Annotated in this window: 14 protein-coding genes; 5 read left to right on the top strand and 9 right to left on the bottom strand. The window is 74.1% G+C overall.

What is annotated here, in order from left to right; genetic code table 11:
- Window positions 1-49: 49 nt before the first annotated feature.
- Together AC54T2_RS10170 and AC54T2_RS10165 are read left to right on the top strand one after the other, a co-directional pair.
- Window positions 50-292 carry a mycoredoxin gene (locus AC54T2_RS10170; RefSeq protein ID WP_186341518.1) on the top strand — a complete coding sequence of 81 codons (243 nt, stop codon included), beginning with the start codon at window positions 50-52 and terminating at the stop codon, window positions 290-292.
- 44 nt (window positions 293-336) lie between these two features.
- Window positions 337-801 carry a ScoMcrA-related endonuclease gene (locus AC54T2_RS10165; protein WP_186341517.1) on the top strand — a complete coding sequence of 155 codons (465 nt, stop codon included), beginning with the start codon at window positions 337-339 and terminating at the stop codon, window positions 799-801.
- Between the two features lie 25 nt (window positions 802-826).
- Here the strand turns inward: AC54T2_RS10165 and nudC are convergent, their stop codons facing one another.
- Entirely contained in the window at window positions 827-1750 is a 924-nt protein-coding gene (nudC, locus tag AC54T2_RS10160; protein WP_496666101.1) for an NAD(+) diphosphatase, read from the bottom strand.
- 45 nt (window positions 1751-1795) lie between these two features.
- Between nudC and deoD the strand changes: the two genes are divergently transcribed.
- The gene (gene deoD, locus AC54T2_RS10155; RefSeq protein ID WP_496666100.1) at window positions 1796-2515 is read left to right on the top strand and encodes a purine-nucleoside phosphorylase; all 720 of its coding nucleotides are present in this window, start codon (window positions 1796-1798) and stop codon (window positions 2513-2515) included.
- Between the two features lie 45 nt (window positions 2516-2560).
- Here the strand turns inward: deoD and AC54T2_RS10150 are convergent, their stop codons facing one another.
- The 8 genes from AC54T2_RS10150 to AC54T2_RS10115 all read right to left on the bottom strand — a co-directional run bounded on the left by AC54T2_RS10150 (window position 2561) and on the right by AC54T2_RS10115 (window position 14378).
- Window positions 2561-5803 (bottom strand): ATP-dependent helicase, encoded by a 3243-nt coding sequence (locus tag AC54T2_RS10150; RefSeq protein WP_496666099.1) that lies wholly within the window; start codon window positions 5801-5803, stop codon window positions 2561-2563.
- Window positions 5800-9033: an ATP-dependent helicase gene (locus AC54T2_RS10145; RefSeq protein WP_496666098.1), complete on the bottom strand. Its 3234-nt coding sequence runs from the start codon at window positions 9031-9033 to the stop codon at window positions 5800-5802. Before AC54T2_RS10145 ends, AC54T2_RS10150 begins: the two co-directional genes overlap by 4 nt.
- A gap of 75 nt (window positions 9034-9108) precedes the next feature.
- Window positions 9109-10215: a barbiturase gene (gene bar, locus AC54T2_RS10140; RefSeq protein ID WP_496666097.1), complete on the bottom strand. Its 1107-nt coding sequence runs from the start codon at window positions 10213-10215 to the stop codon at window positions 9109-9111.
- Between the two features lie 23 nt (window positions 10216-10238).
- On the bottom strand, window positions 10239-11174 hold the full coding sequence (locus AC54T2_RS10135) for a carbamate kinase (RefSeq protein ID WP_496666096.1): 936 nt from the start codon (window positions 11172-11174) through the stop codon (window positions 10239-10241).
- A 94-nt stretch (window positions 11175-11268) separates the two neighbouring features.
- Complete coding sequence (locus AC54T2_RS10130) at window positions 11269-11997, bottom strand: SDR family NAD(P)-dependent oxidoreductase (protein ID WP_186341512.1); 729 nt, start codon at window positions 11995-11997, stop codon at window positions 11269-11271.
- A gap of 58 nt (window positions 11998-12055) precedes the next feature.
- Window positions 12056-13348, bottom strand: coding sequence for an ArsB/NhaD family transporter (locus AC54T2_RS10125; protein ID WP_313960523.1), 1293 nt, complete (start codon window positions 13346-13348; stop codon window positions 12056-12058).
- Window positions 13345-13833, bottom strand: coding sequence for a TrkA C-terminal domain-containing protein (locus AC54T2_RS10120; protein ID WP_186341511.1), 489 nt, complete (start codon window positions 13831-13833; stop codon window positions 13345-13347). Before AC54T2_RS10120 ends, AC54T2_RS10125 begins: the two co-directional genes overlap by 4 nt.
- A complete protein-coding gene (locus AC54T2_RS10115; RefSeq protein WP_496666095.1) occupies window positions 13830-14378 on the bottom strand; it encodes an SPFH domain-containing protein in 549 nt (182 codons plus the stop codon). The genes AC54T2_RS10120 and AC54T2_RS10115 overlap by 4 nt, the downstream gene beginning before the upstream one ends.
- A gap of 76 nt (window positions 14379-14454) precedes the next feature.
- Between AC54T2_RS10115 and AC54T2_RS10110 the strand changes: the two genes are divergently transcribed.
- Window positions 14455-15432 (top strand): sensor histidine kinase, encoded by a 978-nt coding sequence (locus AC54T2_RS10110; protein WP_496666094.1) that lies wholly within the window; start codon window positions 14455-14457, stop codon window positions 15430-15432.
- Window positions 15429-16073 (top strand): response regulator, encoded by a 645-nt coding sequence (locus tag AC54T2_RS10105; protein ID WP_186341508.1) that lies wholly within the window; start codon window positions 15429-15431, stop codon window positions 16071-16073. The genes AC54T2_RS10110 and AC54T2_RS10105 overlap by 4 nt, the downstream gene beginning before the upstream one ends.
- The last annotated feature ends 64 nt before the right edge of the window (window positions 16074-16137 follow it).

Genomic DNA, 16137 nt, shown 5'->3' with positions numbered 1-16137 from the left:
GAGCGCACCCGCCTTCCTCACCCTAGACGCCGGAGGGGACACTCCATCCATGACCTTCACCATGTTCACCACACCGTGGTGCGGCTACTGCCACCGCCTCAAGAGCCAGCTCGACCGCGAGGGCATCGAGTTCTCGATCGTCGACATCGAGCAGCAGCCCGACGCGGCGGTCACCGTCGAGCAGGCCAACGGCGGCAACCAGACCGTGCCGACGCTGCTGTTCTCCGACGGCAGCACGCTCACCAACCCGTCGGTGGCGCAGGTCAAGGAGAAGCTGGCCTCGCTCTCGTGAGGCTGGCCTTCGTGTCCGTGAGCGGTCCGCGTTAGCCTGAGCCCGTGTCACTGCTGAACTCGATCGACCGCGACCACGTGCTCACCGCGATGGAGACCTGGGACGCGGCGGGCGGGCACAACTACATGCTCGTGCGCGGCGGCGTCTCGACCCACGTGGTGCTCCACCACGGCAAGGAGTACGACGCCGCGGCCATCGCGGGCATCGCCCACGGGCTCGCGACCGGGCGCACCCTCACCCCGGCGGACATCCCCGGTGGCTCCGAGGGCGCGAGCAAGGCGCTGAGGCGCCTCGGCTTCGAGATCCGCGACGACTCGCCCCCCGGCGAGCGGGTGCCGGGCACCCGCGCGCGCACACCGCGTACGCCGCGGGCGGCCACCACGCGGGCGACCACCACGCGGGCGACGACCTCGCGCCCACGGGTCGCCGCCAGCGACCGGGTCGACAAATTGTGCCCGACCTGCTTCCTCGCACTGCCCGCCACGGGCATCTGCGACAACTGCGCCTGACCGGCGTCTGACCGGCGCCTGGGGCTCAGCCCCAGCCGGGACCGTCGAGCGGGCGGCCGAACCAGCTCTCGATGAGCGACGACGAGATCGAGATGCCGCGCGGCACGACCAGCTCGCCCGCACGGCCGGCCGCCTCGAAGTCGGGGCGCGTCCACCAGCGCGCCTCCTCGATCTCCGCCCCGTCGACATCGATGTCGGTGGTGAGGGCGCGGCCGGTGAACCCGAGCATCAGGCTCGCCGGGAGCGGCCACGGCTGGCTGCCGAAGTAGGCCACCTCGCCGACGGTGACGCCGACCTCCTCGTGCACCTCGCGGCGAACCGCGTCCTCGAGGGTCTCCCCCGGCTCGCAGAACCCCGCCAGCGTCGACCACCGGCCGGCGGGCCAGGCGGTGTTGCGTCCCAGCAGGATCGCCTCGTCGTCGCCCTCGCCGTGGGTGATCGCCATGATCACCGCCGGATCGGTGCGGGGGAACTGCGCGCGGTCGCACTGGGTGCAGCGCAGCTCGTGGCCCGCGGCGCGGCTGGCCAGGGTGCCGCCGCAGCGCGGGCAGAAGCGGGTGGCGTGGTGCCACTCGGCCAGTCCGACGGCGTGCATGACCAGGGGCGCCTCCCGCGGGCTGCCGTCGGCGAGGAGCGTCAGCACCGAGCGCAGCGGGACCCACTCCTCCGGCGGGCCCGGCGCGCGGTCGGGGGGCACGATCACGGCGAGGTGCACGACGTCGTCGCTGGCACCCAGCAGCACCAGGGTGCCGTCGGGAGCCTCGTCGGGACCGACCCAGTGGACGGCGCCGTCCACCGGCCGCAGCCGGTTGCCCGCCACCACCAGGACGCGCGTGGCCGGGTCGGCCATCTGCTCGGCGAGCCACGCCTCGTCGGTCCGGCGCAGGCCCATCCGGTTGTGGGCGTGGGCGGAGAGGGCGACGTGCGGGAGCAGGCGTTCGTGAGGCACGTCGTTCAGGCTAGCGACCGACGTCGCGGGCCTACGCTGTGCGCCATGAGCACGCACATCGGCGCCCAGCCCGGGGACATCGCACCCACCGTCCTGCTGCCGGGCGATCCGCTCCGGGCGAGGTGGATCGCGGAGGCCTTCCTCGACGACGCCCGCTGCTACAGCGAGGTGCGCGGGATGTACGGCTACACCGGCACGTGGAACGGCACGCCCGTGTCGGTGCAGGGCTCCGGGATGGGCCAGCCGTCGATGGCGATCTACGTCCACGAGCTCTTCACCGACTACGACGTGCAGTCGATCGTCCGGGTCGGCTCCTGCGGTGCGCTCACCGAGCGCGTCGGCGTGCGCGACCTGGTCATCGCCTCGGGCGCGTGCACCGACTCAGGGATCAACCGCATCGCGTTCCACGGCCTCGACTACGCGCCGGTCGCCGACTTCGGCCTGCTGCGCGGTGCCGTCGAGGCGGCCGAGGCGCGCGAGGGTGGCTCGCCGTTCCACGTGGGGCTGATCTTCTCCAGCGACTCGTTCTACCCCGCGCGGCCCGAGCTGCTCGAGCGGATGGTCGCCTGCGGCGTCCTCGCGGTGGAGATGGAGGCGAGCGCGCTCTACACGCTGGCCGCTCGCCACGGCCGTCGCGCGCTGGCGATCTGCACGGTCTCCGACCACATCGTCACCGGTGAGGAGACCACCGCGCAGGAGCGCGAGCAGACGTTCGGCGAGATGGTCGAGATCGCCCTCACGGCCGCCCTGGCCGACGACCGCTGACCGGCCCCAGCCGTCGTACGACCCGCGGTGGCCGAGCCGCGTGCGTCAGAGGGCGAGCAGCTCCTCGAGGCCGGCGCGGTCGGGCAGGTCGTCGAGGTGGACCGTGCGACCGGTGCGGACGTAGTGGAAGGCGGCCCGGACCTGCGTCAGGGGCGTGCCGGTGAGCTCCGACCAGGCGAGACGGTAGAACGCCAGCTGGAGGGGGTCGGCGGTCTCGTGGCGTCCGGTCTTCCAGTCGACGACGAGGTAGCCGCCGTCGGGCTCGCGGTAGACCGCGTCGATGCGGCCGCGGACCACCTGTCCGGCGAGCACGAGGGCGAACGGCGCCTCCACGGCGTGGGGTGCGCGGTCGCCGAACGGACCGTCCTCGAAGCGCTTGACCACCTCGCCCAGGTCGGCCTCGTCGTCGATGCCGGCGTCGGCGCGACCGGGGAGCTCGTCGGGCTCGATCAGCGCCTGCTGGCCGAAGCGGTGCTCGATCCACGCGTGGAACGCCGTGCCGAAGCGCGCCGCCGGGGCGGGCGGGCGCGGCATCGGGCGGGCCAGCTCGCGCGCGAACGCCTCGGGGTCCTCGCGCAGCCGGGCCAGCGCCGTCACCGACAGGCTCTCGGGCAGCGGCAGGTCGACGGTGGTCGCGCGCTCGGCGCGCGCCTCGGTGAGCAGCTGGGCGAGGTCGTCGTCCCACTCCGCGACCCGGGCCGCCTCGACCATGTCGAGGCCCTCGTCGGGAGCGGTGCGGTCGACGGTGCGGACGAGCTCGGCCGCGGCGAGGCGACGGCGCGCCTCCTCCCCCGTGCCGGGCACCGGCCAGGGCCGGGAGGTGTCGATGTCGTCGTTGGGGTTGGGCGACTTGGGCGGCGGCTTCTCCAGCCACCGCTCGACGGGCTGGCCCCACTCCTCGAGCTGCTCGCGCACCACCCGCTGGTAGTCGGAGGGACCGAACGGCGTGGACCGCTGGCCCCAGACGTAGGACGTGACACTCAGGTGGTGGGCGGCGCGGGTGTAGGCGACGTAGCCCAGGCGCAGCTCCTCCTCGGCGTCGTGCGCCTTGGTGGCGGCCCGGTAGGCGTCGAGCGCGGCCTTGTCGTGCCCGACCAGCTGGGGCTGGTCGGCGCGATCGCCGCGCAGCGGCGCGGGCAGCACCGCGGGCGACGACGTCCAGAGCGTGCGGGACCGGTTGCTGGGGAAGCGGGTCTCCCCCACCCCGACGCAGAACACCGACGACCACTCCAGGCCCTTGGCCCGGTGGACGGTGAGCAGCTTGACCGAGTCGGCGGCCGTGGGGGTGGCGACGTCGAGCCCGTTGCCCTGGTCGTCCTCGGCGGTGAGGTAGGCCAGCAGCGCCGGCAGCGTGACGTCGCCGTCGACGGACTGGAACTCCGCGACCGCCTTGACGAACAGGTCGAGGTTGTCGCGGCGGGCCGCGGCGGCCGGCGACGTGGCCGAGGCGAGCTCGACGTCGACGCCGGTGGTGTCGATGATGCGGCGCACGACGTCGAGCAGCGGGTCGCCGACGTGGCTGCGGAGCCGCCGCAGCTCGGCCGACAGCAGGGCGAGGCGATCGCGCGCCTCGGCGGAGTAGGCCGCGTCGCCGGGCGACTCGACCGCGTCGCTGAGGGCGGGCAGCTCGGAGACGTCGATGCCGTCGGCGATCTGCAGGAGCTGGTCGGCGATCGTGGCGGTCTCGGCGCGCCCCCGCACGCCGGCGATCTCGGCGGCCCGCTCGGCGAGCAGCCGCAGGTCGCGCGGACCGATCGCCCACCGGGGGCCGGTGAGGAGCGTGAGCATGGAGGGATTGGCCGTGACGTCGTGCATGAGCGTGAGGGTGGCGACGACCTCGGCGACCTCGGGCAGGCGGATCAACCCCGACAGCCCGACGATCTCGACCGGGATGCCGGCCGAGGTCAGGGCGTCGTAGACGTCCTCGGCCTGGGCGTTGTCGCGGCTGAGCACGCCGATCTCCGCCCATGGGGTGCCGGAGGCGTGCACCCGCTGGACCTCCGTCGTGAGCCACGCCAGCTCGTCGACCGCCCGCTCGAACACGTGGGTCTCGACGTGGCCGTCGGCGGCGCGGTCGGCCGCCCGCAGGCGCGCGACCTTGTCACCGTAGGCGGACAGCAGGGGCTCGGCGAGCCGGTTGGCGACGTCGAGGATGCGCCGGTCGGAGCGCCGGTTGACGGTGAGCGGCAGCCGCCCGGGCTCGCCGTCGACCGCCGGGAACGTGTCGGCGAAGTTGAGGATGTTGGACACCGAGGCGCCACGCCAGCCGTAGATGGCCTGGTTGGGGTCGCCCACCGCCATCACCGGGTGGCCGAGGCCGCGCTCGGGGTCAGGCCCGGAGAAGAGCCGCGCGAGCATCGTCGCCTGCGCCACGGAGGTGTCCTGGTATTCGTCGAGGAGGACGACCTTGAAGCGGGCCCGCTCGAGCTCGCCCACCTCCGGCTGCTCCTCGACCAGCCGGGCGGCCAGCGCGATCTGGTCGCCGAAGTCCATCAGCCCGAGGTCGGCCTTGAGCCTGCGGTAGCCGGTGACGAGCTGGAGCAGCTCGGCGCGGCGGTCGATGGCGTTGATCGCCTTGGCCGGCGGGTCGAGGTAGGTCTTGCGGGCCTTGCCGGCCAGCTCCTCCTCGACGGCCCGCTCGAACCCCCGGCGCGCCTCCTGGTCGACGCGGCGGACGTCGTCGGCGTCGACGAGGTGCTCGCTCATCGCGCCGTCGAGGGCGAGGAGGTTCTGGATGGCGGTCGCGGGGTGGTCGGTGAGCAGCTCGATGTGGCCGGTGAACCGCTCGATGACCCGGGCGCCGAGCTGGTAGCGCGAGGCGTCGGACACGACGCGGGTGTCGGGCTCGTGGCCGATGCGCAGCCCGTGGTCGGTGAGCAGGTTGGCGGCGTAGGCGTGGTAGGTCGCGACCGTCGGCTCGAGCACGTCCTCGCCCTCGACGACCACCGACCGGTCGAGCAGGCCGGCGGCGCCGAGGGCGGCGGTGACCCGCTGGCGCAGCTCGGCGGCGGCCTTGGTGGTGAAGGTGAGGCCCAGCACCTCCTCGGGACGCACCTTGCCGGTGGCGACGAGCCACACGACGCGCTGCGCCATCAGGGTGGTCTTGCCGCTCCCGGCGCCGGCCACGACGACCGTGGGCCGCAGCGGTGCGGTGATGGCGGCCCACTGCTCGTCGCTGGCGGCGTGCTCGGCGCCCATGAGGGCCCGCAGGTCCTCGGGCGAGTCGAGCCGGACCGGCGGACGGTGACCGGCGGGCAGGACACCAGATGGTGCGGTGAGGTCGCTCACTGGACGGTCACGCTCCCGGCGCCCCGGGCGGGGCAGATGGCCGTGAACGGGCAGTCACGGCAGTGGGGTCCCGCCGTGGCGGGGAAGGTCTCGGCCCGGACCAGGTCGGCGGCGCGGGCCAGGCCGGCGCGCAGCAGCAGGCGCTCGGGACCCGTGTCGGCGTGGGCGGGCTGGGCCTGCACCTTGGCCGTGGCGGAGTCGTCGTCGATGCCGAGCTGCACCAGCTCGGCGCCGCCGGAGGCCATCGGGCGCCCGGCGGCCTCGTCGAGGGCACCGGAGTCGACGGCGTACTGGTAGAGGGCGAGCTGGAGGTTGCCGGCGACCGCGGGGCCGCTGGGGGCGGTGCGCGCGCTCTTGAAGTCGACGACGACGACCCGGCCGTCGTCGTCGATCTCGAGACGGTCGGCGAACCCCGTCAGCCGCACGGGCCGGCCGTCGACGTCGACGACGCTGTGGAAGCGCTGCTCGGCGCCGAGGAACTCGCGCGGGTTGTCGAGGTGCCACCGGACGAACCGCGCGACGGCCTTGCGGATCCGGGCGAGCTCACGCTGGCGCGACCACGGGGTGCGGAACGCGAGCCGGTCCCACACCGCCTCGACCTCGGCCATCAGCGGCTCGACCTCGGCGGGCAGCTCGCCCACCGCGACCCGCTCGGCGAGCGCGTGGAGCACCTGCCCGAGGTTGGCCGACTGGTGGACGGCGGAGACCCCGCCCGCCTCGCGCTCGAAGAACCACTGGGCCGGGCAGACGAGGATCGACTCGAGCATGCTCGCCGAGACCGGCACCGGCCGCTCGGGGTCGCGGATCGGCTGGATCGAGCGGGTCGCGCTGCGGGTGCCCCACCAGGTGGACGGGTCGGCGGTCGGCACGAGCTGGCGGCCGTCGACCTCCTCCGCCGCCAGCGCGGCGAGCCGTCGAGCGGCCGCCTCGCGCAGCGGCGGGCTGACCTCCGGGTCGGCGGCGGTGCGGCGCAGCTCGGCGACGAGCCCGCCCAGTGACAGCGGCCGCGGCGGCCGGCCGTCCTGGTGGTGGACGGTGACGCCGAGCTCCTCGAGGAAGCGGGAGGGCTGCTCGCCGTCGTCGTCGGGTGAGCGCACCGCGGTCACGACGAGCCGTCGCCGGGCGCGGGTGCAGGCGACGTAGAAGAGCCGCCGCTCCTCCATCAGCAGGGCCCGGCTGGTCACGGGCGGGACGAGGTCGGGGTGGCCCGCGGCGTCGACGCCGATGCGGTCGGCGCCGAGCAGGGTGGTGCGGCGACGCAGGTCGGGCCAGCCCTCCTGCTGCACGTGGGCGACGACGACGAGGTCCCACTCGAGGCCCTTGGAGCGGTGGGCGGTGAGGAGGCGGACCGCCGAGCCACGCACCCCCTGCTCGGCGAGGGTGTCGGCCGGCAGCTGCTGGGCGACGACGCTGGCGAAGAACGCCGCGACGCCGACGTGGTCGCGCTGGTCGACGGCGCGGGCCGCGAGGTCGAAGAGCGCGACCACCGCGTCGAGGTCACGGTGGGCGCGGCGTGCGCTCGCCCCTCCGGCGTCCACCTGGCGCCGCAGCCGCTGGGGCCAGGAGGTGCCGGACCACAGGTGCCACAGCACGTCCTCGACGCCGGCGCGGTCGGCCAGCATGACTGCCGCCTCGCGCACCAGCCGGGCGAGCGCGGCCGCGCGCTCCACGTCGGGACCCGCCAGGCCGTCGAGGAAGCCGGGCTCGACGACCGAGAGGCGGAGCAGCTCGCGCGAGGTGCGGCGCACGGCGGGGTCGGAGACGGTCTTCTCGCGCGCCCGCAGGCGCCGGACGAGGGCGCGCAGGTCGGAGGCGTCGAGGCCGCCGAGCGGCGAGAGCAGCAGCGACTCGATGCGGCCGGGGTCGAGGTGGTCGGGCGAGTCGGGGTCGTCGTTGTCGAGGTTGACCACGGCGCGCAGGCCGTCGAGGAGCGGGACGACGGCGGGGTCGCGCACCAGCGGCAGGTCGTCGGAGGCCACCTCGACGGGGACGCCGGCCGCGGCCAGGGCGCGGCGCAGCGGCGGGATGCTGGTGCGGCCGGACCGCACGAGGACCGCCATCCGGTCCCACGCGATGCCGTCCTCGAGGTGGGCGCGGCGCAGCAGGTCGGCCAGCCGCTCGGCCTCGGCGCGCTCGGTGTCGTAGGTGACGACCTCGACGCGCCCGTCGCCGTGCGGGCCCGGGACCGCCTCCGGGGACAGGAAGTCGCGGCGGGCGTCGGCGGTGATGCTGCCGGTGAGGGTGAGCCGGTCGGCCACCCGCCCGGCGGCGAGCAGGATGCGCGGACCGAACCGCCGCGTGCGCCGCAGCACCACGACGGGCGCGGGCTCGCCGATCGCGGTGGGGAAGCTGGCGGGGAAGTCGAGGATGCCGCGGACGTCGGCGCCGCGGAAGCCGTAGATCGACTGGTGCGGGTCGCCCACGACCGTGAGGTTGCGGCCGTCGCCGGCGAGCGCCCGGAGCAGGGCGACCTGCCCGGGGTCGGTGTCCTGGTATTCGTCGACGAACACGTGCTGCCAGCGTGCGCGCAGCTCGTCGCGGTGGGTCTCGGCCTCGATCACGGCCCGGCGGATGAGGTCGGAGTAGTCGGTGGCGCCCAGGCTGTCGAGGACGGTGAGGTATTGCTCGAGGAAGAGCCCGGCCGCCACCAGCTCGGGCAGGTCGTGCTCGATGCCGAGCGCGCGGAGGCCGGCGGGGTCGAGGCCCTTCTCACGGGCCCGCGCCAGGACCGCCTGCACCTCCCGCACGAAGCCGCGCGTGCCGGCGGCGCGGCGCAGCGGCTCGGGCCACACGACCGACTCGGGGTTGTCGCGGAGCAGCTCGCGCAGCACGACGTCGGCCTCGGGCGCCGACAGCAGCCGGATGGCGCCCTCGTAGAGCTCGGCGGGCGCGTAGGCCCGGACGAGGGCGTAGGCGAAGGAGTGGAACGTCGAGCAGGAGGCCGCCCCGGTCGTGCGCGCGACCCGCGCCGTCACCCGGTCGCGGAGCTGCTCGGCGGCCTTGCGGGAGAACGTCAGCGCGAGCACGGCGTCGGGTGAGGCGCCCCGGTGCTCGACGCGGTCGACGATCGCCTCCACGAGGGTCGTGGTCTTGCCCGTGCCGGGGCCGGCCAGCACGAGGAGGGGGCCGCCCTCGTGGTCGACCACGCGCTGCTGGTGCTCGTCGAGCTGCGGGACCACGACCTCGCGCTCGGGCCGCACCAGCCGGTAGCGGGTGGACGTGTCGTTCATGGGAACACCTCATCACGCGGGACCGACAGCGCGCTGCCGGCCCCGCGGACGGATGTGGGACGACGCCGGCGGGCCTCAGCCCAGGTCGACGATGGCGGCGACCGGGCCGCCGCCCTCGGGGCCCTGGTGGGCCGCGGAGACCGAGACGAAGACGGCCGGGTCGCCCGTCACGGCCGCGGTGACGCCGCCGACGCACGCCTTGATCTGGCGGTGCCAGTGCACGTCGGAGTCGTCGAGCATGGCGTTGCGGCGCCCGCGGACCATGCCGTCCTGGCTGGCCTCGCACTTGAGGAACACGTTGACCAGCCGGCCGTCGAGGTCCTCGGTGCGGGGACGCTCGGGCAGGTCGAGGCCGGCGGAGCGGATGGCCTCCCAGATGCCGTCGGCGTCGAGGGCGTCCTCCATCACCGAGTGGCCGATGCGGTAGCGCCCACCCACGCCCGTGGCGTTGCCGACGACGACGATCTGGGCCTGGTCGAGCTCGACGCCCGACGAGCACGAGGCCACCGAGGAGTAGAGCTCGCGGTTGTGCATGACGTCGGCGTCGGTGGGCATGTCGATCTCGCCGAGCGCGACGGCGATGCCGAGGCCGGTGGTGCCGTTGGAGAGGTCCATCGACTCGTGGGTGTGCTCGGTCCACACCGTCCTGCCGCGCGACTTGGCGTCGCGGATGGTGTGGATGGTCAGCAGCGGCGTCTTGGTCTGCACGTAGTGCACGTCGGCCGGGTCGGTGATGCCGGCGCGCTCCATGGCGACCTTCACGCCCGCGGCGACCTTCTCGATCATCGCGGTGTAGCCGATCTCCTCCGGCAGGAGCGGCTCGCTCATCGCGAAGCCGGCTGTCAGCCGCAGCTCCTCGCGCGACGGGTCGCCCTCGGGCACGTCGGTGGTGGCGAAGATCGTGGCATGCGGGCTGATCACCCCGTCGGTGCCGCCGGACCACACGATCGGGATGCCCTTGACCTCCTCGGCGTCGGCGCCCGCGGCGACCAGCGCCTCGCGGAACGCGCGGTCGGCGATGATCCGGGTGTAGTCGTTGACGCCGCCGTTGCCCTCGGTCTTGCCGATGATCGCGAACACGCGGTCGGCGGCGATGACGCCCTCGTCGATGAGCCGGGTCAGCTCGGAGGCGTCGGCGACGGAGTGGATGGGGACCTTGCGGACCTCGATGGCGGAGGGCATGGGCAGGCTTCCTTTCGTTGCGGTCAGGTGGGTACGACGACGGTGCCGACCTTGCCGGCGACGGCCGCGGTGATCTGGTCGAGGCTGGTGATGACCCCGGTGCCGCCGGTGGCCTCGACGAAGCGGCACACGGCGTCGACCTTGGGGCCCATCGAGCCGGACGCGAAGTGCCCGTCGGCGGCGTGGGCGCGCAGCTCCTCGACGGTGACCCGGCCGAGGGGCTCGGCGTCGGGGCGCCCCCAGCGGATCACGGCGTGCGGGACGTCGGTGGCCACCACGAGCACGTCCGCGCCGGTGGTGCGGGCCAGCAGCGCGGCGCCGAGGTCCTTGTCGATGACCGCCTCGACCCCGGCCAACGAGCCGTCGGGTCGGCGTACGTGCGGGATGCCGCCGCCTCCGTTGGCGACCACGACGAAGCCGGCCTCGATCAGGGCGAGGACGGCAGGGGCGTCGACGATCTCGCGCGGCTCGGGCGAGGCGACGACCCGGCGCCAGCCCTTCTCGCCGCGGTCCTCCCACGTCTCGCCGTGGCCGATCAGCACCCGGGCCTCGGCCTCGGGCAGGTGGCGCCCGATGGGCTTGGTCGGGCGCGTGAATCCGTCGTCGTCGGCGTCCACGACCGTACGGGTCACGAGCGTGGCACTGCGCCGGTCGATGCCGCGGGCGCCGAGCTCGCGGTCGAGCGCGTCCATCAGCACGAAGCCGAGGGTCGCCTGCGTCTGCGCCCCGCACCAGTCGAGCGGGACGGGCGGCACGACGCTGGCGGCGAGCTCGTTCTTGACCAGCAGGTTGCCGACCTGGGGGCCGTTGCCGTGGGTGACGACGACCTCGTGGTCGTGCTCGACCAGCCCGGCGACCGCGGCCATCGCGACCCCGGCCGCCTCGATCTGGGCCTCGGGTCGGGCCCCGCCGTCCGCGCTGGTCATGGCGTTGCCACCGAGTGCGAGCAGGACCCTCATGCGGCAACCGTAGTGATCCGCACCGCCCGCACCCACCGTCAGGAACGGCCAACCGATCGCGGCATCGTTGGCAAGGTGTGCCAACGGTCCGGCGTCAGCGGCCCCCCGCGACGCGCAGCGTCGTCCCGGTGACGTAGGACGCCTCGTCCGACATCAGCCAGCCGACCGCGTCGGCCACCTCCTCGACCCGACCGGCCCGGCCGAGCGGCACCCGGGGCCCGACGCGCCCGACCCGGCCGGGGTCGCCGGCGTCGGCGTGGATGGTGGTGTCGATGATGCCCGGGGCGACGCCGACGACGCGGATCCCGTCGTCGGCCACCTCCTGGGCCAGGCCGAGGGTGAGGGCGTCGACCCCCGCCTTGGCGGCGGCGTAGTGGACGTACTCCCCCGGCGAGCCGAGCGTGGCCGCGCCCGAGCTGACGTTGACCAGCACGCCCCCGGAGCCGCCGCGCGAGCGACCCATCGCCAGGACGGCGGACCGGGCCACGAGCAGCGCGGAGGTGAGGTTGAGGTCGACCGTGGCGCGCACCACCTCGGGCGGGGTGTCGGCGAGCGCCCCGAGGTGGAGCGTCGCGCCCGCGTTGTTGACCACACCCGTCAGCGCCCCGGCTGCCGCGAACACCTCCTCGACACCGGCCGCGGTGGTGAGGTCGGCGCGCACGGTGGTGCACTCCACCCCGAGCGCCCGGCACTCCGCGGCCGTGCGCCCGGCGGCCGCGTCGTCGCGGGCGTAGCCGAGCACGAGGTCGTGACCGTCGGCAGCCAGTCGGCGGGCGACGGCGGCGCCGATCCCGCGGGTGCCGCCGGTGACCAGGGTGCGCATGCGCCCTGTCTACCGGATGTGGCTAACGGATGTGGCCACGGATGTGCCCACCGGACGCTCACGCCCAGGCGAAGTAGCGCAGGTAGACGTAGACCCAGGCGACCAGCAGCGTCATCACGGTCACCACGACGCCGTACTTGGTGAAGCCCCAGAAGCTGATCGGCTCGCCCGCCTTGGCCGCGATGCCGAGCACGACGACGTTGGCGCCCGCCGCCACCGCGGTCGCGTTGCCGCCGAGGTCGGCGCCGAACACGAAGGCCCACCACAGCGGGCTGTCCGCTCCGGCGGTCGCGGTGCCGGACACCATCTCCTCGACGACGGGCACGGTCGCGGTGGTGTAGGGGATGTTGTCGACGAACGCCCCCACGACGCCGGAGCCGAAGAGCAGGGCGGTCGCGCCGAGCAGCTCCCGCTCGCCCATCGCCTCGGCGGCCCACTCACTGATCGCGCCGATGACGCCGACCTGCACAAGCGCGCCGACGAGGACGAAGAGCGCCATGAAGAACGCGAGGGTGGCCCACTCGACCTCCTCGAGGAACTCCTCGGGCTCGGTGCGCGAGACCAGCACCATCGCCCCCGCGCCCATCATCGCGACCACCGACGGGTCGAGGTGCATGACCGAGTGCAGGCTGAAGGCGACCATCACCAGCAGGAGCACGACGAGCGAGCGGCGCAGCATCCGCACGTTGGTGATGGCGTCGACCGGACGCAGGTCGTCGAGGCCGTGCACGTTGCCCATCCGCGTCATGTCCTTGCGGAAGAGCCAGCGCGCCATCACCACGAACAGCACCAGCAGGATGATCGTCAGCGGCAGCGAGTGGACCAGGAAGTCGGTGAACGTCAGGCCGGCCCGGCTCGCGATGATGATGTTGGGCGGGTCGCCGATCAGGGTCGACATGCCGCCGATGTTGGAGGCGAGGATCAGCGAGATCAGGTAGGGCGCCGACGGTAGCCCGAGGCGCCGGCAGACCGACAGGGTGACCGGGGCGACGAGGAGCACGCAGGTGACGTTGTCGAGGATCGGCGCGACCGCCGCGCCGACGAGGACCAGCAGCACGAGCAGCTTGTAGGGGTGGCCGCCCGACTTCTTGGCCGCCCAGAGCGCGAGGAACTCGAAGAGCCCGGTCTGCTTGAGCACGCCGACGATGATCATCATCCCGAAGAGCAGGAAGATGACGTTCCAGTCGACGCCGGTGTGGTGGTCGAAGAACGCCGTCTCGGCGTCGACGAGGCCGATGACGACCATGCCGGCGACACCGCCGAGGGCGGCGGCGACGCGGTGGACGCGCTCGGTCGCGATGAGGGCGTAGGCGATGATGAAGATCGCCAGCGCCGCGGAGGTCAGGATCACGCGATCCGCCTGCGCACGCCGAACGCGCGTGCCGAGCCGGAGCCGTCGTCCATGTCCTCGGCCCAGCTCGCGAGGCGGCCGTAGCGACTGACCGAGCGGAGCCGGTCCTCTACCCGCGCGACCTGGCCGAGCGCCGCGACGACGAGGACCTGGTCGCCGGTGCGCAGCACGGTGCGCGAGTCGGGGACGATGACCTCCTTGCCGCGGGCGAGGATGGCGACCCCCGATCCGACGGGGAGCCGCAGCTCGCCCACCTCCACGCCCGACAGCCGCGAGGACGGCTCCACCTCGAAGCGCAGCAGCACCGCGTCGAGCCGGTCGAGGGTCGCGAAGCCGATCGAGACCTTGTGGACGAAGCTGCCCTTCTCCTGCCAGCGGGGCTGGCGACCGCGACCGACGGCGAGCCCGATCGCGAAGCCGATCGCCGAGGCGATCAGCGCCACCGACACCGCGACCTCCAGGAGGTACTCCGTCCCGGTGCTCACACCGCACCCCCCGTCAGCCGGGCCTCGACCTCGGTGACCGACAGGGCCGTGGCCTCGGTGCCCAGCGGCAGCAGGCGGGTGAGCTCGGCGGGCCAGCGGTCCTGCAGTTCGTCGAGGTCGTCGACCAGCGTGCCCACCTCGAGCTGCTCGACCGCGCGCGCGACGACGTCCTCGGCCGACCGGGCGGCGTGCGCCGAGGGGGCGTACGCCGTGCCCGGCTCGACGTCGTGCACCAGGAGCGTCAGGTCGGCGAGCGCGACGACGTCGACGCCGTCGCAGGTGCGGGAGCGGACCACCAGCGGCAGGACCCGCGGGTCGGTCGGCACGGCCTCGAAGCGCTCGAGCCCCGGCCACCGCGCGACGAGCCCGTTGCGCCGCACGCGGACCACGGTCCCGCCGCGAACCACGAGGACCAGCTCGCCGGGCGCCACCCGGCGCAGGCAGAGGAGGGTCACGAACAGCAGCCCCGGTCCGACGATGACCAGCCACACCACCCAGGCGGCCCCCGTCGGGTCGACAGTGGCGTTCTCGTCCGGCGGGGGCATGCGAGGAGTGTCGAGGTGGCGCACGGTCGGCGACCATGGGTGCCGGACCCCATCTGCGGGATGGGAGGGTTGCCGCATGCGCCTGCCCAGCCACCTCCCGCTGTTCTGGACGATCTGTCTGATCAACGGTGTGGTGCTCGTGGCCGCGGCCCTGCTGCTGGTCCTCTCCCCCGCCCGCGTCTCCGCCGACGCGGTGCCCTCGGAGATCCTCGTCATCGGCCTGGGACTGGTCGTGATCATCCTGACCAACGCCCTGCTCATCCGCTGGGCGCTCGCACCGCTGCACCGGCTGATCTCCCGCCTGGAGGGCATCGAGCACCTCGAGCCGACGGAGCTCCCCGAGGAGGGGTCCGGCCCCGTGCTCGGCATCGCCCGCAGCGTCAACGGCCTGCTCGACCGCCTGGGCGAGGAGCGCCGCACCGGCGATGCCCGGGCGCTCGCCGCGCAGGAGGCGGAGCGGCACCGCATCGCCCAGGAGCTGCACGACGAGGTCGGCCAGAGCCTGACGGTCGTGCTGCTGGGACTCAAGCAGCTGGAGTCGCAGGCCCCGCCCGGGCTGGTGCCCGAGCTCGCGGCGGTCCGCGAGAGCGCCCGCGCCGGCCTCGACGACGTACGACGGGTGGCGCGACGGCTGCGTCCCGGGGTGCTGGAGGACCTCGGGCTCGCGAGCGCGCTGGCCGCCCTGGCCACCGAGTTCGCCGACCACAGCTCGGCGTCGGTGCGCCGCTCGTTCGCGCCCGGCCTCCCGCCGCTGAGCCCGGAGGCGGAGGTCGTCGTCTACCGGGTGGCCCAGGAGGCGCTCACCAACGCCGCCCGGCACGCCGACGCCGGCGAGGTCGAGCTGTCGCTGCACCGGCTCGGGTCCCACGTGGTCCTCGAGGTCCGCGACGACGGCCGCGGCTTCACCGGGCTCTCCGAGGGGTCCGGGCTGATGGGGATGCGCGAGCGCGCCGCGCTGGTGCGCGCCGAGCTGTCGGTGATCAGCCAGCCGCGGCACGGTACGACCGTGCGGCTCAAGGTCCCCGTCGACGCGATCGAGGAGGTGCCCGCGTGATCCGGATCCTGCTGGCCGACGACCACACCCTCGTGCGCCGCGGCGTACGCCTCATCCTCGAGCAGGAGCCCGACCTGACGGTCGTCGCGGAGGCCGCCGACGGGACGGAGGCCGTCGAGCGGGTGCGCGACACCGAGGTCGACCTGGTCGTGCTCGACATCGCGATGCCCCGGATGACCGGGCTGCAGGCGGCCGCCGAGATCGCGCAGCGCCGCGACCCGCCGAAGATCCTGATGCTGTCGATGCACGACAACGAGCAGTACTTCTTCGGCGCCCTCAAGGCCGGCGCGAGCGGCTACGTCCTCAAGTCGGTCGCCGACGAGGACCTCGTCGGCGCCTGCCGCGCGGCGATGCGGGGCGAGACGTTCCTCTACCCGGGCGCCGAGAGCACGCTCGTGCGCGACTACCTCGACCGGCTGCGCCGCGGCGAGCGGGTGCCCGCCTCGGTGCTGACCGCCCGCGAGGACCAGGTGATCAAGCTGATCGCCGAGGGACGCTCCTCGCGCGAGATCGCCAAGGAGCTGCACATCGCACTGAAGACCGTGGAGGGCCACCGCGCCAACATCCTCGCCAAGCTCGGGATGCGCGACCGGGTCGAGCTGACCCGCTACGCGATCCGCGCGGGGCTCATCGAGCCCTGACCCGCCTCCTGCGAGGGTGGACCCACACCCGGACCCCACAGCCGGACCCCACAGCTGGACCCAC

This window comes from Nocardioides sp. Z35_8 (assembly GCF_059621125.1).
The sequence above is the reverse complement of the archived record's forward strand: the minus strand, read 5'-3'. Positions and strand labels throughout refer to the sequence as shown.

Bases quoted from the DNA above. Each gene is read 5' to 3' on its own strand.
- AC54T2_RS10145 (WP_496666098.1), bottom strand. From the start codon at position 9,033: ATGAACGACACGTCCACCCGCTACCGGCTGGTGCGGCCCGAGCGCGAG.
- AC54T2_RS10110 (WP_496666094.1), top strand. From the start codon at position 14,455: ATGCGCCTGCCCAGCCACCTCCCGCTGTTCTGGACGATCTGTCTGATC.
- deoD (WP_496666100.1), top strand. From the start codon at position 1,796: ATGAGCACGCACATCGGCGCCCAGCCCGGGGACATCGCACCCACCGTC.
- AC54T2_RS10130 (WP_186341512.1), bottom strand. From the start codon at position 11,997: ATGCGCACCCTGGTCACCGGCGGCACCCGCGGGATCGGCGCCGCCGTC.
- AC54T2_RS10170 (WP_186341518.1), top strand. From the start codon at position 50: ATGACCTTCACCATGTTCACCACACCGTGGTGCGGCTACTGCCACCGC.
- AC54T2_RS10115 (WP_496666095.1), bottom strand. From the start codon at position 14,378: ATGCCCCCGCCGGACGAGAACGCCACTGTCGACCCGACGGGGGCCGCC.
- bar (WP_496666097.1), bottom strand. From the start codon at position 10,215: ATGCCCTCCGCCATCGAGGTCCGCAAGGTCCCCATCCACTCCGTCGCC.
- AC54T2_RS10135 (WP_496666096.1), bottom strand. From the start codon at position 11,174: ATGAGGGTCCTGCTCGCACTCGGTGGCAACGCCATGACCAGCGCGGAC.